Origin of the sequence: Microbacterium cremeum (genome assembly GCF_015277855.1) — a bacterium.
GTDB lineage: Bacteria > Actinomycetota > Actinomycetes > Actinomycetales > Microbacteriaceae > Microbacterium > Microbacterium cremeum.
This window is the reverse complement of the sequence record NZ_CP063812.1, coordinates 3,348,169-3,372,419: the sequence shown is the minus strand read 5'-3', so window position 1 is coordinate 3,372,419 and position 24,251 is coordinate 3,348,169. Positions and strand designations below refer to the sequence as shown.

22 protein-coding genes are annotated in these 24,251 nt (G+C 67.4%); 14 read left to right on the top strand and 8 right to left on the bottom strand.

The features are described 5' to 3' along the window. Positions 1-255: 255 nt before the first annotated feature. From IM778_RS15095 to IM778_RS15075, 5 genes are all read left to right on the top strand, one after another. A complete protein-coding gene (locus IM778_RS15095; RefSeq protein WP_194409639.1) occupies positions 256-792 on the top strand; it encodes a hypothetical protein in 537 nt (178 codons plus the stop codon). 17 nt (positions 793-809) lie between these two features. Further along, on the top strand, positions 810-3,350 hold the full coding sequence (locus tag IM778_RS15090; RefSeq protein WP_194409638.1) for a hypothetical protein: 2,541 nt from the start codon (positions 810-812) through the stop codon (positions 3,348-3,350). A 253-nt stretch (positions 3,351-3,603) separates the two neighbouring features. Continuing rightward, complete coding sequence (locus IM778_RS15085) at positions 3,604-4,707, top strand: ROK family transcriptional regulator (protein ID WP_194409637.1); 1,104 nt, start codon at positions 3,604-3,606, stop codon at positions 4,705-4,707. After that, entirely contained in the window at positions 4,704-5,993 is a 1,290-nt protein-coding gene (locus IM778_RS15080) for a family 4 glycosyl hydrolase (protein WP_228484589.1), read from the top strand. Before IM778_RS15085 ends, IM778_RS15080 begins: the two co-directional genes overlap by 4 nt. Continuing rightward, entirely contained in the window at positions 5,981-7,057 is a 1,077-nt protein-coding gene (locus IM778_RS15075; protein WP_228484588.1) for an N-acetylglucosamine kinase, read from the top strand. The genes IM778_RS15080 and IM778_RS15075 overlap by 13 nt, the downstream gene beginning before the upstream one ends. A gap of 174 nt (positions 7,058-7,231) precedes the next feature. Here the strand turns inward: IM778_RS15075 and IM778_RS15070 are convergent, their stop codons facing one another. The 7 genes from IM778_RS15070 to IM778_RS15040 form a co-directional block, all read right to left on the bottom strand. Beyond that, positions 7,232-8,065, bottom strand: a complete 834-nt coding sequence (locus tag IM778_RS15070) for a carbohydrate ABC transporter permease (protein WP_194409636.1) — start codon at positions 8,063-8,065, stop codon at positions 7,232-7,234. After that, positions 8,062-8,982 carry a carbohydrate ABC transporter permease gene (locus IM778_RS15065; RefSeq protein WP_194409635.1) on the bottom strand — a complete coding sequence of 307 codons (921 nt, stop codon included), beginning with the start codon at positions 8,980-8,982 and terminating at the stop codon, positions 8,062-8,064. Before IM778_RS15065 ends, IM778_RS15070 begins: the two co-directional genes overlap by 4 nt. A gap of 94 nt (positions 8,983-9,076) precedes the next feature. Continuing rightward, positions 9,077-10,342, bottom strand: a complete 1,266-nt coding sequence (locus tag IM778_RS15060; RefSeq protein WP_194409634.1) for an ABC transporter substrate-binding protein — start codon at positions 10,340-10,342, stop codon at positions 9,077-9,079. A gap of 65 nt (positions 10,343-10,407) precedes the next feature. Next, positions 10,408-11,775 (bottom strand): protein O-GlcNAcase, encoded by a 1,368-nt coding sequence (locus IM778_RS15055; RefSeq protein WP_194409633.1) that lies wholly within the window; start codon positions 11,773-11,775, stop codon positions 10,408-10,410. Then, positions 11,772-12,503, bottom strand: a complete 732-nt coding sequence (locus IM778_RS15050) for an SIS domain-containing protein (protein ID WP_194409632.1) — start codon at positions 12,501-12,503, stop codon at positions 11,772-11,774. Before IM778_RS15050 ends, IM778_RS15055 begins: the two co-directional genes overlap by 4 nt. Positions 12,504-12,505: 2 nt before the next feature. Continuing rightward, positions 12,506-13,426: a BadF/BadG/BcrA/BcrD ATPase family protein gene (locus IM778_RS15045; RefSeq protein ID WP_194409631.1), complete on the bottom strand. Its 921-nt coding sequence runs from the start codon at positions 13,424-13,426 to the stop codon at positions 12,506-12,508. Continuing rightward, the gene (locus tag IM778_RS15040) at positions 13,423-14,271 is read right to left on the bottom strand and encodes a GntR family transcriptional regulator (RefSeq protein WP_228484587.1); all 849 of its coding nucleotides are present in this window, start codon (positions 14,269-14,271) and stop codon (positions 13,423-13,425) included. Before IM778_RS15040 ends, IM778_RS15045 begins: the two co-directional genes overlap by 4 nt. A 143-nt stretch (positions 14,272-14,414) precedes the next feature. Between IM778_RS15040 and IM778_RS15035 the strand changes: the two genes are divergently transcribed. The 3 genes from IM778_RS15035 (at position 14,415) to IM778_RS15025 (ending at position 16,326) form a co-directional block, all read left to right on the top strand. Continuing rightward, positions 14,415-15,005: a GNAT family N-acetyltransferase gene (locus IM778_RS15035; protein WP_194409630.1), complete on the top strand. Its 591-nt coding sequence runs from the start codon at positions 14,415-14,417 to the stop codon at positions 15,003-15,005. A 40-nt stretch (positions 15,006-15,045) separates the two neighbouring features. Next, a complete protein-coding gene (locus tag IM778_RS15030; protein ID WP_194409629.1) occupies positions 15,046-15,549 on the top strand; it encodes an amino-acid N-acetyltransferase in 504 nt (167 codons plus the stop codon). A gap of 78 nt (positions 15,550-15,627) precedes the next feature. Further along, the gene (locus IM778_RS15025) at positions 15,628-16,326 is read left to right on the top strand and encodes a hypothetical protein (protein ID WP_194409628.1); all 699 of its coding nucleotides are present in this window, start codon (positions 15,628-15,630) and stop codon (positions 16,324-16,326) included. Between the two features lie 286 nt (positions 16,327-16,612). On the opposite strand, the gene IM778_RS15020 is transcribed toward IM778_RS15025, so the two are convergent. Next, positions 16,613-18,190 (bottom strand): amino acid permease, encoded by a 1,578-nt coding sequence (locus IM778_RS15020; protein WP_194409627.1) that lies wholly within the window; start codon positions 18,188-18,190, stop codon positions 16,613-16,615. 192 nt (positions 18,191-18,382) lie between these two features. On the opposite strand from IM778_RS15020, the gene IM778_RS15015 reads away from it, so the two are divergent. The 6 genes from IM778_RS15015 to IM778_RS14990 all read left to right on the top strand — a co-directional run bounded on the left by IM778_RS15015 (position 18,383) and on the right by IM778_RS14990 (position 24,073). Beyond that, positions 18,383-19,738 (top strand): glutamine synthetase family protein, encoded by a 1,356-nt coding sequence (locus tag IM778_RS15015; protein WP_194409626.1) that lies wholly within the window; start codon positions 18,383-18,385, stop codon positions 19,736-19,738. Positions 19,739-19,799: 61 nt separating this feature from the next. Beyond that, the gene (locus IM778_RS15010) at positions 19,800-20,609 is read left to right on the top strand and encodes a gamma-glutamyl-gamma-aminobutyrate hydrolase family protein (RefSeq protein ID WP_228484853.1); all 810 of its coding nucleotides are present in this window, start codon (positions 19,800-19,802) and stop codon (positions 20,607-20,609) included. After that, positions 20,606-21,997: an aldehyde dehydrogenase family protein gene (locus IM778_RS15005; protein WP_194409624.1), complete on the top strand. Its 1,392-nt coding sequence runs from the start codon at positions 20,606-20,608 to the stop codon at positions 21,995-21,997. The genes IM778_RS15010 and IM778_RS15005 overlap by 4 nt, the downstream gene beginning before the upstream one ends. Positions 21,998-22,041: 44 nt before the next feature. Then, positions 22,042-22,821 carry a 3-oxoacyl-ACP reductase gene (locus IM778_RS15000; RefSeq protein ID WP_194409623.1) on the top strand — a complete coding sequence of 260 codons (780 nt, stop codon included), beginning with the start codon at positions 22,042-22,044 and terminating at the stop codon, positions 22,819-22,821. Further along, on the top strand, positions 22,818-23,534 hold the full coding sequence (locus tag IM778_RS14995; RefSeq protein ID WP_194409622.1) for a FadR/GntR family transcriptional regulator: 717 nt from the start codon (positions 22,818-22,820) through the stop codon (positions 23,532-23,534). Before IM778_RS15000 ends, IM778_RS14995 begins: the two co-directional genes overlap by 4 nt. A gap of 131 nt (positions 23,535-23,665) precedes the next feature. Further along, on the top strand, positions 23,666-24,073 hold the full coding sequence (locus IM778_RS14990; protein WP_194409621.1) for a dehydrogenase: 408 nt from the start codon (positions 23,666-23,668) through the stop codon (positions 24,071-24,073). Positions 24,074-24,251 lie beyond the last annotated feature (178 nt).

Below are 24,251 nucleotides of genomic sequence, written 5' to 3'. Positions count from 1 at the left end.
GACGTTCAGCACGTCGGTGGTCGGGGCGGTCTGCGACCGCCACGAGCACCGCCGGTTGCGAACACCCGCCGGACGCAGGGGCCCGAGAGTGCGGAGCTGACCGTTGACACCGAGATCCGTGGCCGCTAGCGTCCAGATAGGAAAGTTTCCTAACTTACTCGGGAGGCACGGCTTACGGCCTGCGAAAGCCCGAAGCGGCCGCCGAATCGAGTTCAGCTACGTCATTGCCACATCACAACTAGGAAAGGAAAAGCCATGCGTTTCAAATGGAAACCAGCAGTTCTCGTCTTTGCCATACTCGCCTGCCTTCTGGGAGCGACGCCAGCAGTATTCGCTGCCCCGCCTGTCCACTCACAGAAAGCGACTGTGCTCTACACCTACGACGAGGCGCTGAGCAAGCTCGGTTCATCCGATGCAGAAGCCGCCGTGAAGATGTACATCGGCTTTGTTCAGGATGAGACGTATCATCCCGCGACCGCAAACCCGGCCGTCGACATGCCGACACACCTTTCCAACGCCAATACCTTCGTCAACTACCAGTTCGACGTCAAGCCGTCTCTTTTCCCTGCGCTTCGCGGTGTAAACACCTCAGTCCTAGACCACAACCGCAAGAACCTGTGGATCGGGACAGATCACGGGGTTACGAAGATCAACTTGAAAAGCAACAAGATGACGGAGTACCAGGCAGCCGACGACCAACTCGTCGACGACAAAGTGCTGCTGCTCATTTCTGATGGTGGCAAAGGCGTGTTCGCGATCACGGTATCCGGCGTTGCCCGGATTTCCCAGTAAGGAAAGAGGGTGACTCCATGTCAATCATGAACAAGAAGCTCAAAACGCTGATCGGTAGTGCTACAGCCGCCGCTTTGCTGGTCTCACTGCCTGCAATGCCGGCGCTCGCGGCCAAGCCGCAGGGAGCGTCATTCTCGGCAGTCAAGCTGGAATCCACTCGCACGAAAGAGGTTACCTACTATAAGCCCGGGACGACGACGCCGGAGATCAGGTGGGTGACCGACACGTCGGCTCTGACATTCTTGCCGATCGAGGTCGCTGGCGATGTCACGAGTGTGGTGAAGGACGCAGAGGGCGTCTACTGGATCGGAACCGAGAACGGACTGCAGCGCGTCAACTTCGAAGAAGAGGATGAGCGCGACATTGTGCAGTATTTTGCCGGACCGCGCTACATGTTCGACGGGGACGATCATGTGACTGCGCTGGCCAGTGACGGACAGGGCGGCGTGTGGGTTCAGAACGCGCGAGGCATTACGCATATTGCGATGCCGTTCAAGACGCTGGAAGAGAAGGCCGCTGCCTATGAAGACATCATTCAGTCGGTCCATGATCGCAGAGGGATGACCTCGGATGCGGGGTTCACCTTCACCCCCACCGACGCGACTCGCGGGATCAACTACAGCGACGGCACGTTCACATCACATGCGAGAACGTCCGACAACGACGGACTGTGGACGGCGATGTACGCCATCGGTGAGATCTACCGGTACAAAACGTTGCTCGAGCAAGGCGGCTCGCAAGCGGACGTCGCTGCAGCGAAGGATGCCGCGCTTCGCTCCACTAAAGCGGTGCTCTTGCTCGACTACGTGTCGGGCCGTGGCAATGGCTTTCCGGCACGCTCGTACATGTTGACGAGTGAAGCGGGAGCGCAGACGTCTGACGGCACGGACTTTGGCTACCAGAGCCAGAACGGGTTCTGGTTCCATCCTGTGATGGACGGCTCGCCGAATCCGAATGGCATCATTCCGAGCATGGAACGTTTCGATGAGGACAACAACCCCATCGAGCCGATCGGCTACTCGATCGTCCGTGTGACCAGGGACGCGATGACCAAGATCGGCGGCAAGCTGTTCCCCTCAGGGGGAGACGGCGAGATGAACTACAACGGGCTTACGCTGACGGCGGACGCGGTCGCGAAGCTGAACGCTTCACGACCTGCCGATGCGCAACTGGGCACTGACATCTATGTGAAAGTGAACGATTCAGTGCAGCAAGTGCTTCCTGTGATCAGCTCGGCTACCAATACAAGGACGAAGCCAAGCGCTGACACCGGGACGAGCGCCACGAATCCGCCCCTGTTCCAGCTCACAGTGCCGGTTTACGAGCAGATCCCGACGTTCTTCAACGAATTGTTCCCAGAGTCGGCGATCAAGAATGGCCGCATTGACATGAGCCAGATCGTCTACAAGGCAGACACGTCGTCCGATGAGGTCATCGGCCATTATGCTCTGTTCTTTGCAGCCAACGAGTACCTGGTGGGAGATAGTGCCGATCCGGAAATGCTCGCGCTCAAGGACATCATCGAGCAGACAACCGAGCGTATGACCGATCTGATCTTGAAAGACGATCACTTCTACATCGAGGATGCGACCGGCAAATCGACCCTGTGGTCCAAGTGGTTCGCCAAGTATTTCAACGACACGACCGGTGCGATGGAGCAGCGTCCGGAGTGGGCCGCCAACGTCGGCGTCGACGCGAACGGCGAGGATTCGCTTTCGTACGGCTATGAGGATGCGCCACTGAATGCGCTGGAAGTGATGTCCATTCTCAAGACGGCCAGCAACATCATCGGCAATCAGGAGTACAAGGACGCCTATGAGTTGCTGTTCGACGCTTCGGGATATAGCAAGGAAGAGCCGTACATCAACGGCAAGGGCTATATCGGCATGGCGAACGAGTACATCGACCGCCGTCTCGTCAGGCAGGCGACCAATGCATACGGGATCAACAATAATGAGCTGGTGACCCGAGACAATTATGCGGCCGCGTATGCCGAAGCCGGTGACGACATCCAGGAACGGTCGAACATCAACGCCACTCTGCATAATGATTGGACGCAGTACATCAACTACTCCGACGAAGAGCTGGCTTGGTTCGCGCTGTATCCGCTCATTCTGCAGGAGAACGAACCGGCCAAGCGCCAGCAGATCGTCAAGGCCTTCGATCAGTGGTACGTGAATGAGGTGCGTGAGCAGAATCCGTACTATACGTTCCTGTACCAGCTGGCACACCCGGAACGAAAGGACATCGATCTTCAGTCGGCCGTTCGGTACTTGTCCCGGCAGTACGAATATCAGATCGAATTTCCGATGCAGATGAACCGTCAGGACGTCCTCTACATCGAGCCGGGCGATCGCGACGATTACAAGCAGACGAACTACGTGCTGCCGCCTGACGAGCGACGTGCAATGAAGAACAATGGGAATCCCTTCGAAACCGAGAACTCGGCGACCGGTGTATATCCCAACTACGATTACAACAGCGGCAGCTTTGTCGTCGGATTTACGTTCACGCTGCCGTACTGGATGGGCCGCTACCACGGCATCATCAAGGAGTAGCGCGACGCGAGCCGCATGAGAAGACCACCGCACCGGCGTATGGCTACGTGTGGTGGTCTTCTCAGGTTCGCCGCCATCAGCCGCGAAAGTCAGCGGCGACGGGCGTTGACACCGTCCCCCCATGGCCATTACTGTCTAGATAGTAAAGTTTCCTAACTTCCGGAGGATCGCGGTGAACGCATCGGTACCAGGCGACAGCCGCGGCCCGGCACCCGCACAGCCAGGCCTGCTACGCACTCTGAACAACCGCGTCGTGCTCGACCTTCTGATCGAGCACGAAACGTTGAGCCGAAGCGACGTGCGCACGCTCACGGGGCTTTCGAAGCCCACTGCGTCGTCGCTGCTCCAGCGGCTTGAAGAGAGCGGCCTCGTGCGCCCGAGCGGGCTCGGCGATACCGGTCCCGGGGGCCGTGCACCGCAGCTCTACCGCATCAATCCGGCCGCCGGGCATGCTGCCGCCGTCGACGTGCGCCCCGGAAGCGTACGGGTGCGCATTTCAAACATCGCGGGCGCCATTGTCATGGAGCGCGTGGAGGAGAACGATCAGGCCGCAAACGGCCCGGAAAGTGCCGCCGCCATCATCCGGTCCTGCTGCGACGTGGCAGGACTCTCCCCCGACCAGCTCGACGCGATCGTCGTCAGCGTGCCCGGCTCCTACGATATCGCGACCGACACTCTCAACTACGTCGGCCATCTGCCCGGCTGGCAGCGACCCTCCGTTGGCGCCGAGCTGCGAACGCTGTTCCCCGACGCATCAGTCGCCATCGAGAACGACGTGAATCTCGCCGCGATCGCCGAGCGGCACGCCGCCCGCGGTGAGTCCGAGAGCTTCTTCCTCTTTTGGCTTGATGATGGCGTCGGCGGAGCGATCATGATCGACGGGGCGCTTCATCGCGGAAGTCGTGGCGCGGCCGGCGAGGCCGCATTCCTGCTCATTCCCGGTGCCGTGTTCGATGCGGAGAGCCGTACGGACGGAGCACTCGAGCGCATCGTCGGCGATCAGGCGCTGCGCGGGCTCGCCGCTGCAGCCGGGCACGAGGCAGCGACCGCACGCGAGGCGCTGAGTGCACTGCTCGACGATCCCACCGCAGCGCCCGTCGTCACCGAGCTCTGCCACCGCTACGCGTGCGCCATCGTCTCGGTCATCGCATTGCTCGACCCGGCGCGTGTCGTGCTCGCCGGCGAGCTCGCGCGGCTCGGCGGCGAACGGCTGCGCGCCGAGGTCGCCCGGCAGCTCGCCGCGATCATGCCCGCGGCGCCCCAGCTCACCCTCACCGTAGCGACCGACACCCCGATCCTCGACGGCGCGATGCTGATGAGCCTCGAGATCGCGCGCGACCGGGTGTTCACGACATGAGTGGGCGGCGCATTCGGCTCGCTGTGGTCGGCGGCGGCTCGACCTACACGCCCGAGCTCGCGGACGGAATCGCTCGCCTCGGCAAGACCCTCCCCGTCGAGGAGCTCGTGCTGGCGGACCCTGATCCCGCACGCATCGAGGTCGTCGCGGGGCTCACATCGCGCATACTCTCCGAAGCCGGCAGTACCTGCCGCGTCAGCACGACTGCCGACATCACGGCGGCCGCGGAGGGCGCAGACGCAGTGCTCGTGCAGCTACGCGTCGGCGGGCAGGCCGCCCGTAGTCGCGACGAGAGCTGGCCGCTCGAGTGCGGCTGCATCGGGCAGGAAACGACGGGGGCCGGCGGACTCGCCAAGGCACTTCGCACCATCCCCGTCGTACTCGACATCGCCCGTCGGGTGCGTGCCGTGAATCCCGACGCCTGGATCGTCGACTTCACCAACCCGGTCGGGATGGTGACTCGTGCGCTGCTCGACGACGGGCACCGCGCGGTCGGCCTGTGCAACGTCGCGATCGGCTTCGAGCGGCTCTTCGCTTCGCTGCTCGGCGTCGAGCCGGAACGTATCGAGCTCGACCACGCCGGGCTCAACCATCTCAGCTGGGAGCTCGGCGCGCGCATCCGGCACGACAACGGGACAGCCACCGAGGTGCTTGATCGTCTCATCGACGCACACGGCGATGCGCTCGTCGATGAGACCGAGCTGCCGCTCCCCCTGCTCCGCTCCGAACGCGTCATCCCCTCGTACTATCTGCGGTACTACTACCAGCACGACGAGCTGGTGTCGCTCGCCGGCGACCGGCCCTCGCGCGCCGCGCAGGTCGCGGCGCTAGAGGCTGAATTGCTCGAGCTGTACGCCGATCCGGCACTCGACCGGACGCCCCCGCAACTGCGCGGCCGTGGCGGCGCGTACTACTCGGACGCCGCGGTCGGCTTGCTCGCGAGCCTGCTCGGCACGGGCGCAGCACGCGATCACATCGTGAACGTGCGCAACCGCGGCATCCTGCCGTTCCTCGACGACGAGGCGATCATCGAAGTACGTGCGAAGGTGGGGCCGGACAGCATTCTCCCGCATCCGGTGCCCGCGGTACCTCCACTGGTCTCGGGGCTTGTCGCGCATGTCGCGCGCTACGAGCAACTCGGCGTGGAGGCCGCGCTGCACGGCGGTCGCGACCGTGTGGTGCGGGCGCTCCTCGCGCATCCGCTCGTCGGGCAGTACGCGACCGCGCAGGCGCTCGCCGACCGGCTCATCGCCGAGAACAAGGAGTGGCTGCCGTGGGCGCACTGACCGAACCGCGACTGCTCGCGTTTGACGGCGGCAACAGCAAGACCGACGTGCTGCTCGTCGCCTTCGACGGCACGGTCGTCGCACGCGCGCGTTCGGGGCCTTTCGCACCGCATATCATCGGTGCGGCTCCCGCCGTCGCGACAGTGGCGCCCGCCGTGGAACACGTGCTCGCGATCGCCGGGCTCACCCATGTCGACGTCGTCGCCGGCTACCTCGCCAACGCCGATCTCCCGGAGGAAGAGGCGGCGATCGCGTCGGCGATCGCCGCCTACAGGTGGGCCCCCCACGTCGAGGTGCACAACGACACCTTCGCCATGCTCCGTGCGGGCACCGACGCCGAGACGGGCGTTGCGGTCGTCTGTGGGGGCGGCATCAACTGCGTGGGGATCGCGCGCGACGGACGTCACGTGCGCTACCCAGCACTCGGCCGCGCCACGGGCGATTGGGGCGGCGGGTTCGCGATCGGCAAAGAGGTGCTCTGGCACGCCAGCCGCGACGAGGACGGCCGTGGCCCGGCGACCCTGTTGACCGACCTCGCCGCACGGCACTTCGGATGCTCGTCGGCCGTCGAGATCGCGACAGGCATGCACCTCGGCACCATCGACCGTGATCGCGTGCACGAACTTGTTCCCTTGCTGTTCGCAGCGGTCGACGCCGGCGACTCCGTCGCAGCCGGAGTCGTGCAGCGTCAAGCCGAAGAGATCGCCCTGCTCGCGACGACGACAATCCGCCGCATCGACGCGCTCGACGCGTCCATCGACGTCGTGCTGGGCGGCGGTATGCTCACGAGCCGTCACCCAGCGCTCATCGAGCCTGTGTTCGAACGCATCGGCGCCGTCGCGCCGGACGCCGTCGTCTCGATCGTCACCGACGCGCCGATCGTCGGCTCCGCGCTGCTGGGCCTCGAGCACCTGGACGCGCTCGTGGGACAACGCGGCTCCGTCCCCGCCCGCCGTGAACGGCTGCGGGCCACGCTGGAGACTCCTTACGACGTGCGGGCCACGCTGGACGCCGCTTACGACGTGCGGGCCACGCTGGACACCTCCTACGAAGTTCGGGCATGACGCTGCGCATCGGGCTAACGAGACCCGGCTCTGGGTCGAGGCCACGCCCCCGAGAGGGGCGAGGTGGAGGCGGAGGTCGGCGACCGGATCCAGGGGCGCGCGCGAACCTGAACGACGGAATGGCTGCCTCGGCCCCAGGGCCGAGGCATCCATTCGTCGCGTCAGTGTCGCGCGCTACTTGAGGCTTCCCGCGGTGATGCCTTCGGTGATCTGACGGTTGAAGGCCACGTAGATCGCGATCATGGGCACCGTGATGATCGACAGTGCGGCGAACAGCAGGCTGTAGTCGGTGACGTATCGGCTCGAGAACGCTAGGAGGCCTGTCGGAATCGTCTTCAGCGCGTCGTCCTGGATGTACAGCAGTGCCAGGAGGAACTCGTTCCAGCACGACAGCGCGGAGAAGACGGCGACGGTCGCGAGGCCGGGCTTGAGGAGCGGCAGCGCCAGCATGAGGAAGATGCGCACGTCGCCCGCGCCGTCAATGCGCGCCGCCTCGAAGAGCTCCTCGGGGAGCGCATCGAGGTACACCTTCAGCAGGTACGTCGCCAGCGGAAGCCCCATCGCCGTGTAGGGGATGATGAGCGCCCAGTACGTATCGGTGAGCTCGAACTCGGTGAACATCGTGCTCTGGGCGATGAAGTACGACTGCAGCGGCAGGATCAGCCCGAGTGACAGCAGCCCGAGCATGATTCCCGACCCACGGAAGCGGTAGCGGCTGAAGGCGAACGCCGCCGCGCTCGACAGCGCCAGGATGGCCATCACCGAGACGGTGGTGACGATGATGCTGTTGAGCGCATAGCGGCCGAGGTTCCCGATCTCCCAGGCGGTGGCCCACTGCGAGAAGTCGAACTGGGTGGGCGGTGCGAACGGAGCGCTGAAGATCTCGGAGTTCGACTTGAAGCTCGACAGCACCATCCAGATGAGCGGGACGAAGAAGCCCAAGGCCAGCAGTGCGAGCGCGAGGAGTACGACGGGCCGGACGATCCGCAGGCGCGTGACGGTGCTCATCGCGATTCGTCCCTCGCCTTGGCGATGAGTCGTCGGTGACTTCGACCTTCGCGATCGGCAGTGCGCCGGAGGGCGGTGAAGAGGAGACCCACCGCGACAATGACGATCGTGAGGATCACCGCCATCGCAGAGCCATAGCCCACCTCGCCGGTGCGGAACACCGCCTGCACGAGATAGGTCGTCGGGATCTCGGTCGAGTGGTACGGTCCGCCGTTGGTCAGCACGTAGAAGAGATCGAACGACTGGAATCCGCCCGTCACGCAGAGGAGGACCGCGACTTCCACCGCATTGCGGATGATCGGCACGCGGATCCGCCAGAAGACCGACCACTCACCCGCCCCGTCGAGCCGTGCCGCCTCGACGACCTCCGTGGGCACCTGACGGAGGGCGGCATAGAAGATCGTCATGTAGAAGCCGGCGTACACCCAGCCCGAGACGACACAGATTGCGAGGAGTGCGGTCTGCTCATCGCCCAGCCACACCCGCGTCCACTCGCCGAGCCCAAGCTGCGTCAACGCCGCGTTGAGCAGACCGAAGTCCGGGTTGTAGACGAACGACCACAGCAGGGCGACCACGACCATGGGCAGCATGACCGGCGTGAAGATCGCTACACGGAACCAGATGCTTCCGCGTTTGATGCTGAGCACGAGGCCCGCGAGCGCCAGGCCGACCAGCACCTCGAGGACGAGGGTCACCACGATGTACACGACGACGTTGACGAAGGACTGCTGGAAGACCGTGTCCTGAACGGCCTCGACGTAGTTCTGCAGGCCAATGAAGACCTGATCGCCGTAGCCATTCCACCGCGTGAGGCTGTAGTACCCGGTGGTGACGAACGGCACGAGGACGGCGAAGGCGAAGACGGCGAGAGCCGGTGCCACGAAGAGATAGGGCGACACTGCGCGATGGGGCTTCATGCGTTCAAACTCTCTGGGCGCGGGCGCGGGCGCGGGCACGGGCGCGCGCGGGCGCGGACGGGGCGCCCCCTGACCGGGAGCGCCCCGCCCGGCGTCACTCGACCTGTCCGGCCAGCCGCGTCACGGCGTCCTCGGCAGAGGTGCGGCCGCCGAGCACTTCGGCGAGTGCCCGGTAGAAGGCGTCGGCGACCTCGAGGTCGTAGCCGGTGTCGGCGGGGCTGATGACGACATCCGCTTCGCCGAGCATCGTGTTGAGTCGGACCGTGCGCTCGTCGATGGACTCCGACGCCGTCGCACTGAGGGGAACGGCCTCCGCCTCGATGAACGCCTCGGTGTTCTCCGCGGTGTAGAGCATGGCGAGGAACTCGGCGGCCTTCTCGATCTTCTCAGGCGAACTCTCGGCGTTCACGACGTGTCCGGTGATGACGCCCTCGACGCTGCCCGGATCGACCTCGGAGGGCATCGCCGGGAGGTTGACGTAGTCGAAGTCGAGATCCGGCGCCTCATCGATCGCCCAGCTCACGAGCCAGGAGCCGATCGCGTGCATGGCAGCCTTCTCCTGGAAGAACAGCTGTGCGCCTTCGTTGTCGTCGATCGCGTTGACCGACTCGTTGACGCAGCCGTGCTGCTGCAGTTCCTCGATGTAGCCGAAGGCTTGCTTCCACTCTGGGGTGTCGAAACTCGCCTCGCCTGCGAGGGTCGCGTCGTAGACATCCGCGCCCACCACGCGTGAAACGAGGTGGCCGAGCCAGTTGCCTGCTGCCCACAGGTCCTTGTTGCCGGACGCGATGGGGATGACTCCCGTCGTGTTGAGGGCGTCGCAGGCCTCGAGCAGGTCCTCCCATGTCTGCGGCGGTGTTACACCGTGCTCGGCGAGCAGCTCGGTGTTGTACCAGAGGACGTTCGAAACGTCAGCGACGTGGGGGACCATGAGGATCCGGCCGTCGACGGTTGCGGCGTTGTACAGCGAGGGATCGAGGACCCCGGCGAGCGCGCCGCTCTCGACCTGCTCGGTGAGATTCGCCGCGAAGCCGTCCTGGTCGCGCTGGAGCAGGCGGTTGCCGACCCACTCGAAGTAGATATCGGGAGCGTTGCGACCGTTGAGCAGGTTCGGGAGCCCGATCGTCTGGTAGAGATCGTCGTCCTGGTAGTTCAGTTCGACGGTCCAGCCCTCGTTGGCTTCTTCGAACTGCTCGGCCACGGCATCCCAGACCCGGATCTGAGCCTCTCCCGGCGATCCCATCGCGATGCGAAGGGTCTGGTCATCGCCGGCTCCCGCGCCTCCGGCGCAGCCGGTGAGCACGAGAGCGGCTGCGCTGCCCAGCGCCAGTGCCGCGGCAGCAATCCTCTTCCTGGTCATTCACTTCTCCTGTTCTCGCGTATGGTCTGGTCGAAGTACGGCGGTTGACGCCGCGTTCGGTTTGGTCATGAAGCCCACTCCGGGTGGCCGCAGAGGTCGTCGAGGGTCATGTCGAGGACGTCACCGAAGACGCGCCGCCCCCGGGCGCGGAACTCGGCCAGCAGCGGGCTGAGCAGGGACGGCCCCTTCTCGTAGATCTCCCCGGTCGCTGTCAGAGTTCCGATGAGCTCGAGTGCGCGGACCCCGAGCTCGAACGACTCGAGCCAGGGGCGCGCCTCGGCCAGGAGCGCAGCGGTGCGGCAGCGCCCACTCATCAGATGGTCTGACGATGCGCGCAGCTGGGCGGCGAGCGGCAGTATCGCTTCGGCCGCGCGAGCGGAATCGCCGTTGAGCATCGCAAACGCGTGATCTTCGAGGGCGCGCGTCACTTGCGGCGCGTCGTCGGCACTGAGGCACGACGACCGCACGTTCTCGGCGAAGTCGCGGTAGGCGTGAACATCAGCCTCGCCCACGACGTCGCGCAGGGCGACGGTCCAGCTCTCCTCCGGGTCGTAGTTCCGCGGCGACCACAGATAGTCGGCGATGGTCGCGAACGCGATCTTGGACGATTCGAACAGTGCCATCCCGTTCGCGATGACTCCGCGGGAAACGGTGTCGAGGACCGCCGAGCGGCCGCGGTACGGCCCGATGTGCAACTCGTGGCCCATAGCGACGTCGTTGACGGGGTAATTGTCCCAATACAGCGGCTGACGCCCCGTCGCGCGGGCAAAGGTCTCAGCGTCGGCGGCATCGAGAGTCGCGGAGCAGATCGCCCGCCCGGTCCAGAAGAGGTCGATGTCGGGCGCTAGCGCAGCGCCGAGTTCTGAGATGTATGCCTCGTCGCCGTAGCCCCAGTATTCGGTCGGGCAGACGACGAGGCTGGCGTGGTCATCGATGTTGCGCAGGCGTTCGTTCACGGTGTTCGCGAGGTCGCTCTGCGCTTGTGCCAGACTCCGGAATCGCGCGACGTCCTGATCGTGCTGCAGCCTGGCGGGAATGTCGTCCAGGAGCAGGCCGAACCGGCGTACGCCGAGTGCACTCACGCAGGCGAGCTTCGCCACGAGCGCCGCCGTATCGTCGGCACTCGAGTACCGGATGCTGAGCCCCGGCGAGATGCAGTACACGAACTCGACGCCGTGCTCGCCGCACGTCGTGACGAGTTCTTCGATGCGCGCACGGTCTGCCGTGTCGTATTCGGTCGCCCACTCGCGGCGCATGAGCGGGTCGTCTTTCGGCGCGTACACGAACCGGTTCATCCCGCGCGCGCCGATGAACCGGATCATGTCGAGGCGCTGCTCGTGCGTCCAGGGGCGGCCGTAGAATCCCTCGACGATGCCGCGCTCCGCGAAGGCAGGTTCACCGGTCTTGCCGACGCCGAATCGTGGGCCGGTCATCCGCGCCGCTCCATCAGCAGCGCGTTGATCGCGTCGCCCTCGTCGATGTTGCTACTCGCGTACACGCGGGGCACGACTCCCTCACTGACGGCGAGCGCCACGGCCTCGGCGACGATCGTGTTGACGATAGATGCGCCGACGGCCGTCGACGTCGGTGCCACGGCACGGTCGAGCCCGGGGATCTGGACCGCGGCGTCGCCCGGTGCGCCGCCGTTGTCGATCACGATGTCGGCCACGTCCAGCAGGCGCCGATCGCCACCGCGAGGTGCCGTCGACGCGGAGTGGCGTCGGCTCGTGACGGCGATGACCGTGAGCCCTCTGTTCCTCGCCTCCGTCGCCAGTTCGACAGCGACAGGATTGCGACCCGAGTTCGAGAAGACGAGGAGAACGTCGCCGGCCGCGACGTTGTGACCGTCGAGCAGGACCGCGGCAAGCCCCGAGAGCCGTTCGAGGCTCGTGCTGAGGGCGGCATCCGCGTGGAGCATGAGCCCTTCGAAAAGGATGGGCCGGACGTCGGCCAGCCCGCCCGCGCGGTAGTACATCTCTTCAGCGAGCAGGTGCGAGTGCCCTGACCCGAATGCGTGGATGCCGCGGCCTGCGACGAGCGCGGTCGATACCGCCCGAGCCGCAGCGGCGATGTTCTCCCACTCCTCATCTGCGACGAGCTGGATCAGCCGCGCGACCTCGGCGAGATACCGGCGCCCGGGTCCGATGTCGTTCTCTGTCATTGTCAGCCTTTCGCCCAGACGTGTACAGCATCGCCGTACGCCGATGCTTCGAAGGCGAGCCGCTCTGCGCCGTCGAGCCCTCCGCCGAGCGCTGCTCGAAGGTCGACTAGACCGGCGAGTCCGCGAAGCGTGTCCTCGAGCTCGGGGCGGAGCTCTTCGGCGAGCCGGCCCACCACTGCCAGCGGGCTCCCGGGTTCGCGACCGGCAGCGGCCCATCCCGCTCGGACACATGCCGTCAGCTCGACGAGCGCGGTGTCGAGGATCTCGCGTGCCACAGGATCTCCTTCCCGCGCCGCATGAATAACGGCTGGCGCGAACCGCGCGATGCGGTCCACCGCGCGGGGGTCGGCGTGGATGCGGATATGCAGCCCGTGGACGTCTCCGAAGGCTTCGGCTGTCGACAACTGCAATCGGGTCGGGATGCCACGCCCGTCGGCTGCCCGCAGGGCCGCTGCCAGGCCGGCTCGCCCGATCCAGAAGGCACCTCCCTCATCGCCGAGCATGAATCCGTGGCCGCCGATGAACTTCGCGCCTCCGGTGCGAGGCCGTGCGACGCAGGCGACGCCGGTGCCGACGGCGAGGACGATCCCCCATCCGCCACCGAGTGCGCCGGCATGACTGGTGACGCCGTCGTCGCAGATCAGGAGGCGTTCCGCCCCCATCGTCGCGGCGATGAGCTGGGCGAGCCGGTCGCGTTCGCCCACGTCCTCCGGAACCGTCGTCAATCCGAGGACGGCGATCCGCGTGAGCGGGGAACCGGCCGATCGCCACGCCGAGAGCACAGCATCGGCCGTGGCGGCGACGGTGTCGGCACCGCCCCAGCTGACGCCGGGTGCGTCTGCGGCGACTCCGCTCGAGTGGCGCACTCGAACCGCGGACTGACCGCCGTCGACGACCAGAACGGCTTCTCCGATGGTGCTCATGGCGACACCTGTCCTCGGCCGAATCCTGCCGCGCTGCCCGTGACATCGGCGCGCAGCTGGTACTTGTCGCCCCGGTACAGGCACGAGGCGAGCATGACGATGCGGCCGGTTCGATCGGCATCGACCATGCGCAGACGCAGACAGGCTTGATCCTCGTCGATCTCGAGAAGTGCCCGGGAACGCTCATCGGCGAGCGTCGGCTCGATGAGCACGCTGGCCGCGTTCGCGACGATCTTGTAGCGCGAGGCGAGAACCTCATACAGCGAGCCTTCGAGATCGGCGGCGGTGAGTCGCGGCGCGTACGACTCGGGTATGCGCACGTTCTCGATGGCCATGGGCTCGCCGCTGCCGAGCCGCAGTCGGCTGAATGAGAAGACCCGCGATCCGCCCGGGATCTGCAGCCGCTCGGCCAAGGCGGTGTCGGCCTCGATGCTGCGGAACTCGAGCACGCGCGATGACGGAATGAGGCCGCGTGAACGCATGTCCTGCGAGAAGGAGGTCAGCCCGAGCATGCGGAGAACCGGGCGGAACGCGACGAATGTGCCGGACCCGTGCCGCCGTTCCAGGAGCCCTTCGGTGACTAGCGAATCGATGGCTGCACGAAGCGTCATACGCGCGACGCCCCACTCTGCGGCGAGTTCGCGCTCGCCCGGCAGACGCGTGCCGGCGTGCGAATCGCTGACGAGCTCGCGCAACCGACCCCGCAGGAGCTCGCGGGTCGTCGCCTTCGACGTGGGGATCACGGCAATGAGTAGAACCGATGCTGATCCACTTTGCAATCGTCGACTAGACCACTTCATCACGATCGCGTCACAACGCCGTTCGGGCAGAAGCCGCAAGACCACGGCTCCATCCGAGTCGCTCTCCGGAGCGAAGCGGACTGATGATCGGACCACCTCGTTCTCGTCGGATGAGCCAGTGGCTAGACCACTAGGTGCGGCAGGAGGCATCACTCGTCCGCGGAGCGGCTCGTGATTATCCTCAACGTATGCGCGTACGCCCCGCCCGTCTCGACGACCTCCCTGCGGTGTACGCCATCTGCGACGAACTCGGCACGGTCGCAGAGGCTGAACCTCGAACGCGGGAGCTGCTTGGCCACGTCTACGCCGGCCCGTACGTCGTGGCGCCGGAGACGCGCTCGGTCGTGGTGGTGGACGAACTCGGCGTCGCTGGGTATCTGCTTTGCGCGACCGATACCGCCGCGTTCACGGCATGGTGCGAGTCGTCGTGGTGGCCTGGTCTGCGGGCAGACTATCCGCGAGCAGCCGTCGGTCGCGCGGTGGTGGATCAGGAAGTGGTCGACCTCATCCACGCCCCGCCCGCAGCTTCGTCACGTGTCGTCGCGGAGTACCCCGCGCATCTGCACATCGACATGTTGCCTCGCGTGCGGGGAAAGGGCCTCGGCTCCCGACTCATCCGTGACCTGCTCGTAGACCTCTCGCGCCGAGGCATCCCCGGCGTTCACCTCGATGTGGGTAGCAACAACGCTCGCGCAATCGCCCTGTACTCGCGCCTCGGTTTCGTCGAGCTCGAGCGCGGACCCGACTCGGTGTTCATGGGCAGGCGCACCGAGCTCTGACTCTCGTCGGAGGGACCCCGGGGGGCTCTACGCTGGACGGGTGGCAGAGTTCACCGTCCGGCCGGCGCGTACGCGCGACATCCGTGGCATCCAGGCGATGCTCGAGCCGTTCGTGCAGCGACGGATCCTGCTCGGCAAGGACCTCGTCGTGCTCTACGAGGCGACGCAGCAGTTCGTGGTCGCGGAGGACGCGGCCGGCGCGCTCATCGGCTGCGGTGCCCTCCACGTGATGTGGGAGGACCTCGGCGAGATCCGCACGCTGATCGTGGTGGACGGCTGGCTGCACCACGGCGTGGGTCGCGGGATCGTCGAGGCGCTCGAAGACAACGCCCGCACGCTCGGGCTCTCGCGCCTGTTCTGCCTCACGTTCGAGGTCGACTTCTTCACGCGCCGCGGCTTCTCGCAGATCGGCGAGCAGGTGGTCGATCCCGACGTCTACTCGCAGCTGATCCGCTCGCCCGACGAGGGCGTCGCCGAGTTCCTCGACCTCGCGCACGTCAAGCCGAACACGCTCGGCAACACGCGCATGCTCAAGCACCTCTGACGAGGGCGCCGCAGGTCGTACCAGGTCGGCCGGGCGCGCCGACCGGCGAGGACGGATGCCGGGGCCTACCCTTTTCTCATGACCGGCACGCCCGTCCGACGACGCCACTCCCCGGCGGTGTACCGCCGACGGCGCCTCGCGCTGCTGATCGGGGTGCTCGTGATCGCGGGCGTGGTGTGGCTGCTCATCGCGCAGCCCTGGGCCGGCTCGGCGACCGAGCCGCCCGCTGACGACAAGCCGCAGTCGCAGAGCACGGCCGACTCGCTGCCCGTGCCGTCGGGGGGTGCGCCGGACCCGGCTTCGACCGGCGCGGTCGAGGGCTCGGTCGTCGAAGGGACGACGACCGAGACGCCGTCGCCGACTCCGACGGCGCAGCCGTGCGTCGCGAGCGACATCGCCGTCGAGGCCGTCACCAGCCAGGACTCGTACACGGGCGACGAGGCGCCGCAGTTCTTCATCAAGCTCACCAACAACGGCGGCGACTGCACCCTGAACGTGGGCACCAGCGCCCAGTCGTTCACGGTGGCCAGCGGCAGCGACGTGTGGTGGCGCTCGACCGACTGCCAGAGCGAGCCGAGCGACATGGTCGTGCTGCTCGGTGCCGGGCAGACCGTGTCGAGCGCGGCTCCGCTCACGTGGGACCGCACGCGCTCATCCGTCGACACGTGCGCGGATCAGACCCGCCCGCAGGCTCCGGGCGGCGGGGCCTCGTACCACCTGTCGGTGGAGATCGGCGGCATCACCTCGGCGCAGTCGAAGCAGTTCCTGCTCTACTGACCGCCCAGCAGGCCCCTGAGACAGCCGGGCCTACGGCATCGGTGTCCCCCGAAGGGAGGACAGACGCGCACGATGCGCTCGGCGTAACGTGAGCCTCAGCTCCCGCGAGCGCACTCGAAAGCCTGTCCCCAACAGTTGTCTCGGCCCCAGCGAGCGTCTTTCCGAGTCTCCCGGTGAGCATGGGCCCTCTCGAGCCGCCCCCGGGCAGGCGCGAGGGGGTCGTGCGTGCAAGAGCGAGGCCGAGACGCCTCCCCAGAACGTCGCCTCGGCCTCGCTGCCCCCGCACTCAGGACTTGTCTTCTCCGAACACCTCGGTCTCCATCGCGTCGTACCCCTCTTCCTGCGGATCGCCATGCACGCCGCCCGAGAGGGCGTATTCCTCTTCCGGCGAGAGCACGAGCCGGTGCCGGAACACGAGCGCGAAGCCGACCAGCAGCACGACGTACACGATCGCGATCGCGATGATGGCAGGGAGGAACGTCGGGTTCAGCAGGAAGCCGACGAAGATGAGCAGGGCGATCGCGGCGGCGATGACCGCCCCGGTGATGCCCCACGGGCTGCGGTACGGGCGGTCCACGTGCGGCAGCTTCTTGCGCAGGATGATGAACGACACCATCTGCAGGAAGTACGCGAGCACCGCGCCCCACACCGCGATGTTGAGCACGATCGCCCCCGCGACGCTGCCCGACCCGCCTGTGAACTCGATGATCAGCAGCGCGACGAAGCCGATCACCGCGCCCACGACGAGGGCCACCCACGGCGTCTTGCGCCGGCCGGTGAGCGACAGGAACTGCGGGTAGTACCCGGCACGCGAGAGCGAGTACATGTTGCGGCCGTAGGCGAACATGATGCCCTGCAGCGAGGCGAGCAGCCCCACCAGCGCGAACAGCGCGAGCACGGCGGCCACGCCGTCGCCGACGATCGCGCGGAAGCCGTCCAGCAGCGGCTCGGCCGCGACCCCGGTCGCCTCGGCGCCGAGCACGCCGGTGTTGAGGAACAGCACCAGCAGGCCTGTGACGATGAGCGTGCCGCGCGCCCAGAACCCGGCACGGGGGATATCGCGCACGGGGTCGTGCGACTCCTCCGCCGCCAGCGGCAGCTCCTCGATGCCGAGGAAGAACCACATCGCGAACGGCAGGGCGAACAGGATCGGCAGGACGCCGTGCGGCAGGAACTCCGTCTGTCCCGGGTCGGGCACGATGTCCCACAGGTTCGCCCACTGGAACGCGCCCGAGAAGAGCGCCATCGCCGAGAACACCAGGATGATCCCGATCGAGATCACCGAGACGACGATCGCGAACTTGAACGAGATGTTCGCTCCGGCGGCGTTGAGCGCGATGAAGACGGCGTAGAGGATGATCCACCACACCCATCCGGGCAGCGACACTCCGAGCAGCTCGGTCGTGATCGCGTCGGCATACGACGCCGAGAAGAAGACGATGACCGCGGTGGTCGCGACGTACTCGATCGTCTCGGCCGCGCCGGTGATGAGGCCGCCCCAAGGCCCCATCGCCGAGCGGGCGAACGAGTACGCACCCCCGGTGTGCGGCATCGCCGCGGCCATCTCGCCGATCGAGAAGATCATGCCGTAGTACATCGCCACGAGGATCACGAAGGCGATGAGCATGCCGCCGAATCCCGCGAAGTCGATACCGAAGTTCCAGCCCGAGAAGTCACCCGAGATGACGGCGGCGACGGCGAGTCCCCACAGGCCCCATACTCCCGCCGAGCGCTTCAGTCCGCGCTTCTCGAAGTAGCCCTGGCCGGCGCGTGTATAGGTCGCTCCGGCGACCTTGGCGGAGCTTGCGCTCGACGCCCGTGAGGTGGGATCCGGCGTGGGTGCTGCACTGCTCGTTTGGGACATCGGTCCTCCGTGGCTTCGGATACGGACGTGCACTCGGGTGTGGCGCGACGGTGCGTCTTGGGCGATTGTGGTGCCTATTGGTGGGTCCTGTCTACCTTTGCGCAGGATTTTCTGGTTAGAGTGATCCCGTGAGCGCGGTTCGGGGGGAACCGCGCTCACGATTCTGAAGACCGAGTGACACCAGGAGGACGGATGCCGGGCAACCTCTCGGTCGAGCAGCTCGACGCGGCGATCGCCGCCGGCGAGATCGACACGGTCATCGTGGCTTTCGCCGATGCGCAGGGCCGGCTCGTCGGCAAGCGCGTCTCGGCCCGCCTCTTCCAGGAGGAGGTGCTGCCCCACGGTGCCGAGGCCTGCAACTACCTGCTCTCGGTCGACGTCGACATGAACACCGTCGAGGGCTACGCCATGTCGAGCTGGGAGACCGGCTACGGCGACATGATGCTGCGTCCCGACCCGGCGACGCTCCGTCTGGTGCCGTGGCATCCCGGGTCGGCTCTGGTGATGGCCGACCTCACGTGGGAGAACGGCGATCCGGTCGCGCAGTCGCCGCGCGACATCCTGAACCGCCAGCGCGCTCGACTCGCCGACCGCGGACTCGTGCCCTTCGCCGGCACCGAGCTCGAGTTCATCGTCTTCGACGACACGTACCGGGATGCCTGGGCCCAGGGCTACCGCGGACTCACGCCGTCGACCGACTACAACGTCGACTACGACCTGCTCGCATCGGGACGCCTCGAGCCGCTGCTGCGCGACATCCGCGTGTCGATGGACGGCGCCGGCTTCTACACCGAGGGCGTCAAGGGCGAGTGCAATCTCGGCCAGCAGGAGATCGCGTTCCGCTACGCCGAGGCGCTCGAGACGGCCGACCAGCATGTCATCTACAAGGCCGGCGCCAAGACGATCGCGGGCCACCACGGCAAGTCGCTGACGTTCATGGCGAAGTTCAACGAGCGCGAGGGCAACAGCTGTCACATCCACCTGTCGGTGCGCAGCGACGACGGCGAGCCGGTCATGGCCGGCGACGGGCCGCACGGCTTCAGCCCGCTCATGGAGCACTGGATCGCCGGCATCCTCGCCACGTTGCGCGAGTTCACGCTGCTGTACGCGCCCACGATCAACTCCTACAAGCGCTTCGCGAAGGGCTCCTTCGCCCCGACCGGGATCGCGTGGGGACTCGACAACCGCACGTGCGCACTGCGGGTGATCGGGCGCGGCCCGTCGCTGCGCGTCGAGAACCGGGTGCCCGGCGGCGACGTGAACCCGTACCTCGGCATCGCCGCGATCATCGCCGGCGGGCTGCACGGCATCGAGCACGAGCTGCCACTGCCCGACCGCCTCGAGGGCAACGCGTACACCTCCGGCGTCGACCACCTGCCGACGACGCTGCGCGAAGCCGCCCGGCTCTTCGACGAGTCGGCGATCGCGCGCGCCGCCTTCGGCGACGACATGGTCGAGCACTACCTGAACCAGGCGCGCATCGAGGTCGAGGCCTTCGACGCCGCCGTGACCGATTGGGAGAGAGTCCGTGGTTTCGAGCGGCTCTGACGGCGCTTCGCACGTTTCGTCGAGCGAGGAGCACAGCGACGAGACGAAACGCCGCCCCGTCATCGGCCTGACGACGTACCTGGAGCAGGCGAAGCAGGGCGTGTGGGACGTGCGCGCCGCGTTCCTGCCGCAGCAGTACTTCGACTCGGTCACGGCGTCCGGCGGCATCGCGGTGCTGCTGCCGCCCCAGCCCGATCCCGAGGTGGCCGCATCGGCCGTGCTCGACGGCCTCGACGGACTCATCCTCACCGGCGGGCTCGACGTCGATCCGGCGCAGTACGGCGCGCCGCGGCATCCGCTCACCGATCCTGCGCGCCCCGATCGCGACGAGTGGGAGCTCGCCCTGTTCCGCGGCGCGGAGGAGCGACGGATGCCGGTCCTCGCGATCTGCCGCGGACTCCAGCTCGTGAACGTCGCGCGGGGCGGCACGCTCCACCAGCACCTGCCGGAGGCGCTCGGCACCGAGCGCTACCGCATCGGCGGCGGCGTGTTCGCCGAGAACGAGGTCGTCGTCGACGAGGGTTCACGCCTGGCGGACCTCCTGGGGCCGGGAGCATTCGACGTGCACAGCTACCACCACCAGGGCATCGACCGGCTCGGCGAGGGCCTCGTCGTCACGGCGCGCACCGACGACGGACTCGTGCAGGCGTTCGAGTCCGACGGCGACGGGTACGTGGTCGGCGTGCAGTGGCACCCCGAGGAGAACCGCGAGGACCGCCGGCTCTTCGCGGGCCTCGTGGCCGAGGCATCCGCGTACTCCGAGACGTCTCGTCTCGCTTCGCTCGCGCGACGACCGGAGAGTTCTCGGTCGTTGAGCGAGCGAAGCGAGTCGAAACGCGCCGCACCGACGAACGAGCAGGTGACGGCATGACCTCGACGTTCACCCTGATCAACCCGGCGACGGCGCAGCCGGTCGGCGAGGTCGCGCGCGCCGGCGTCGCCGAGGTCGACGACGCCGTCGCGCGAGCAGTCGCCGCCCAGCGATCGTGGGCGGCCCTCCCGCCGGTCGCGCGGGCCGACGCGCTGCGCGCGTTCGCGCGCGCGGTCGAGGCCCGGGTGGAAGAGCTCGCACAGCTCGAAGTGGCGGAGTCGGGGCATCCGATCGGGTCCGCGCGGTGGGAGGCGTCGCACGTCGCCCAGGTGCTGAACTTCTACGCGGGGGCGCCGGAGCGGCTGAGCGGGCAGCAGATCCCGGTGGCCGGCGGCCTCGACGTCACGATCCACGAGCCGTACGGCGTCGTCGGCATCATCGTGCCGTGGAACTTCCCGATGACGATCGCGTCGTGGGGCTTCGCCCCGGCGCTCGCCGCGGGCAACGCCGTCGTGCTCAAGCCCGCCGAGCTCACACCGCTGACCGCGCTGCGGCTCGGCGAGCTGGCGCTCGAAGCCGGGCTTCCTCCCGGGCTCTTCCAGGTGATCACCGGGTCGGGCTCGGTCGTGGGCCAGCGATTCGTGTCGCACCCGGACGTGCGCAAGGTCGTGTTCACCGGGTCGACGTCGGTGGGCACGGATGTCGCAGCCGGCTGCGCGCGCGAACTCAAGCCCGTCACGCTCGAGCTCGGCGGAAAGAGCGCGAACGTCGTGTTCGCCGACGCCGACCTCGAGAAGGCGGCGGCCTCGGCGCCGGGCGCCGTGTTCGACAACGCCGGGCAGGACTGCTGCGCGCGCAGCCGCATCCTCGTGCAGCGGTCTGTGTACGACCGGTTCCTCGAACTGCTCGAGCCCGCGGTGCAGGCCTGGCGAGTGGGCGACCCCGCAGACGAGGCGACCGAGATGGGACCGCTGATCTCGGCATCCCACCGGTCGACCGTCGAGGAGTTCCTCGACGGGGCGAACGTGGCGTTCCGCGGGTCGGCGCCGCTCGCCGGCGATCCGGCGCTGGGCGGCGGCTTCTGGCTCGCGCCGACCGTGGTGCTGGCAGATCGCGGCGACCGGATCGCACGCGAGGAGGTGTTCGGACCCGTCGTGGCCGTGCTGCCCTTCGACGACGAGGCCGACGCGATCCGGCTCGCGAACGACACGATCTACGGGCTCGCCGGGTCGATCTGGACCGAGAACCTCGGCCGCGCGGTGCGGGTGGCGCGGGGAGTCAAGAGCGGGGTGCTGTCGGTGAACTCGCACTCGTCGGTGCGGTACTGGACGCCGTTCGGCGGCATGAAGGCCTCCGGACTCGGACGCGAGCTCGGGCCGGACGCCGCCGAGCACTTCACCGAGACGAAGAACGTCTTCTTCGCGACGGATGCCGACCCCGCCCGCTGAGCGAGCGAAGCGAGACGAACGCCTGTGAACGAATGGAGAGCCGGATGACGATCGACCTCACGCAACGACTGAAGGACCGGGTCGCGGTCATCACGGGCGGCGCGTCCGGCATCGGCCTGGCCACGGCACGCCGCTTCGCCGCCGAGGGGGCGCGCGTCGTGATCGCCGACCTCGACCCGGCGACCGGCGAGGCCGCCGCCGCCGAGGTCGGCGGTGTGTTCCGCCGCGTGGACGTCGCCGACGCGGCGCAGGTCGACGACGTGTTCGACGGGGTCGCCGCCGACCTCGGCCGCATCGACATCGCCTTCAACAACGCCGGGATCTCGCCCGCCGACGACGACTCGATCGAGACGACCGAGCTGCCGGCGTGGGACCGTGTGCAGAACGTCAACCTCAAGAGCGTGTACCTGTGCTCGCGGGCGGCGCTGCGCCACATGGTGCCGGCCGGCAGGGGCTCGATCATCAACACCGCGTCGTTCGTGGCGCTGCTGGGCTCGGCGACGTCGCAGATCTCGTACACGGCCTCGAAGGGCGGCGTGCTCGCGATGACCCGCGAGCTCGGCGTGCAGTTCGCACGGCAGGGCATCCGCGTCAACGCGCTGTGCCCGGGACCGGTCAACACGCCGCTGCTGCAGGAGCTGTTCGCGAAAGACCCGGAGCGCGCGCAGCGCCGCCTGGTGCATGTGCCGATGGGCCGGTTCGCCGAGCCCGAGGAGCTCGCCGCGGCCGTGGCCTTCCTCGCGTCGGACGACGCCTCGTTCATCACCGCGACCGCGTTCGTCGTCGACGGCGGCATCACCAACGCCTATGTGACTCCGCTATGACCGACGCACCGCTGCACGAGGTGCGCAAGGCCGTGTACCGGCCGGTGCGCGAGGGGAACGCGCTCGAAGACACCGTCGCGCGGCTCGTGCAGACCATCCGGCTCGGGGTCGTCGCACCGGGGGAGTCGCTGCCGTCCGAGCGGGAGCTCGCAGTGCTCTACGCGGTGAGCCGCGACACCGTACGCGAAGCCATCCGCGAGCTCGCCGACACCGGCTACCTCGTGCGACGCCGCGGCCGGTACGGCGGCACCTTCGTCGCCGATCCGCTGCCCGAGCCGCCGCATCCGGGCGAGGTCGACGCCTCCGATCTCGAAGACGTGCTCGGCCTTCGCCGCGTGCTCGAGGGCGGCGCCGCGCGAGCCGCAGCCGGACGCACGCTCGATGCGGCCGCGCGCGACGAGCTGTGGGCGCGGTACGAGGCGGCGGCCGCGGCATCCGAAGCCGATTACCGCCGGCTCGACACGCTGCTGCACCTGACGATCGCCGAGCTCTCGGGCATCCCGTCGCTCGTCGCGCTCGCCGCGGAGAACCGGGCGCGCGTGAACGAGTGGCTCGACACGTTCCCGCTGCTGCCGCGCAACATCGACCACTCGAACGCGCAGCACGAGCGGATCGTGACGGCGATCCTCGCGGGCAGGCCGGATGCCGCACAAGCGGCCGTGCTCGACCACCTCGCCGGCTCGGAGGCCCTGCTGCGAGGCTTCCTCGCCTAGGGCGTCCGCTGCTGCTGCTCATGAAGATCTCCTCGATCTCCTCGATCTCTCTCGACATGCGGACACCGCTCGACGCGCACGTGTGACGCCTCTCGACGAACTCGCGCCGAGTTGCCCCTTAACCTGGAGGGATGGCGGGAAAGAAGCGCGCGAAAAAGCAGGAGCCTCTCGAGTTCCGCAACACGCAGCTCACCGACGCGCTGCAGACGCAGGACATGGCGGCGGTCGCGTTCGCGCTCCGGCACGGACCGACGGTGGTGCCGCTGATGCGGCCCGGCGACCGCGATAACCCGCTCGACGTCGGCGAGGTCTGGACCTATCGCGACCCGAAGACCGGTGACGTCGCGCTGCTGCTGTTCAGCGATGCCGCCCACAAGCCCGCAACCCTGCCGCCGGGCGTCGCACTGCAGTCGCCGGCGTGGCTGCGGGCATTCCTCGGCGCGCACGAGAACGAGATCACCACGGTGTTCTTCGACATCGCCGGTCCCCACCCGATGCAGGCGTCGCCGTCCGATCTCATCGCCGTGCTCGACGCCTGACGCGTCGGCGGGCTCGCCGCGCCTCGACGCGTCTTCGCGGGGTTCTCGGACGGCGACGACCCGGCGCCCGGAGCGTACGCCGATGCTCCGGTGCGAGGCATCCGTTCGCGCCACACGGAACCCGACCGCGCGGAATGTCCCGACTGTGTCGTACGCTCGCGGGGTGGAATACGTCGTG

Bases quoted from the DNA above. Each gene is read 5' to 3' on its own strand.
- IM778_RS15095 (WP_194409639.1), top strand. From the start codon at position 256: ATGCGTTTCAAATGGAAACCAGCAGTTCTCGTCTTTGCCATACTCGCC.
- IM778_RS15090 (WP_194409638.1), top strand. From the start codon at position 810: ATGTCAATCATGAACAAGAAGCTCAAAACGCTGATCGGTAGTGCTACA.
- IM778_RS15080 (WP_228484589.1), top strand. From the start codon at position 4,704: ATGAGTGGGCGGCGCATTCGGCTCGCTGTGGTCGGCGGCGGCTCGACC.
- IM778_RS15070 (WP_194409636.1), bottom strand. From the start codon at position 8,065: ATGAGCACCGTCACGCGCCTGCGGATCGTCCGGCCCGTCGTACTCCTC.
- IM778_RS15065 (WP_194409635.1), bottom strand. From the start codon at position 8,982: ATGAAGCCCCATCGCGCAGTGTCGCCCTATCTCTTCGTGGCACCGGCT.
- IM778_RS15060 (WP_194409634.1), bottom strand. From the start codon at position 10,342: ATGACCAGGAAGAGGATTGCTGCCGCGGCACTGGCGCTGGGCAGCGCA.
- IM778_RS15055 (WP_194409633.1), bottom strand. From the start codon at position 11,775: ATGACCGGCCCACGATTCGGCGTCGGCAAGACCGGTGAACCTGCCTTC.
- IM778_RS15050 (WP_194409632.1), bottom strand. From the start codon at position 12,503: ATGACAGAGAACGACATCGGACCCGGGCGCCGGTATCTCGCCGAGGTC.
- IM778_RS15045 (WP_194409631.1), bottom strand. From the start codon at position 13,426: ATGAGCACCATCGGAGAAGCCGTTCTGGTCGTCGACGGCGGTCAGTCC.
- IM778_RS15035 (WP_194409630.1), top strand. From the start codon at position 14,415: ATGCGCGTACGCCCCGCCCGTCTCGACGACCTCCCTGCGGTGTACGCC.
- IM778_RS15025 (WP_194409628.1), top strand. From the start codon at position 15,628: ATGACCGGCACGCCCGTCCGACGACGCCACTCCCCGGCGGTGTACCGC.
- IM778_RS15020 (WP_194409627.1), bottom strand. From the start codon at position 18,190: ATGTCCCAAACGAGCAGTGCAGCACCCACGCCGGATCCCACCTCACGG.
- IM778_RS15015 (WP_194409626.1), top strand. From the start codon at position 18,383: ATGCCGGGCAACCTCTCGGTCGAGCAGCTCGACGCGGCGATCGCCGCC.
- IM778_RS15005 (WP_194409624.1), top strand. From the start codon at position 20,606: ATGACCTCGACGTTCACCCTGATCAACCCGGCGACGGCGCAGCCGGTC.
- IM778_RS15000 (WP_194409623.1), top strand. From the start codon at position 22,042: ATGACGATCGACCTCACGCAACGACTGAAGGACCGGGTCGCGGTCATC.
- IM778_RS14995 (WP_194409622.1), top strand. From the start codon at position 22,818: ATGACCGACGCACCGCTGCACGAGGTGCGCAAGGCCGTGTACCGGCCG.
- IM778_RS14990 (WP_194409621.1), top strand. From the start codon at position 23,666: ATGGCGGGAAAGAAGCGCGCGAAAAAGCAGGAGCCTCTCGAGTTCCGC.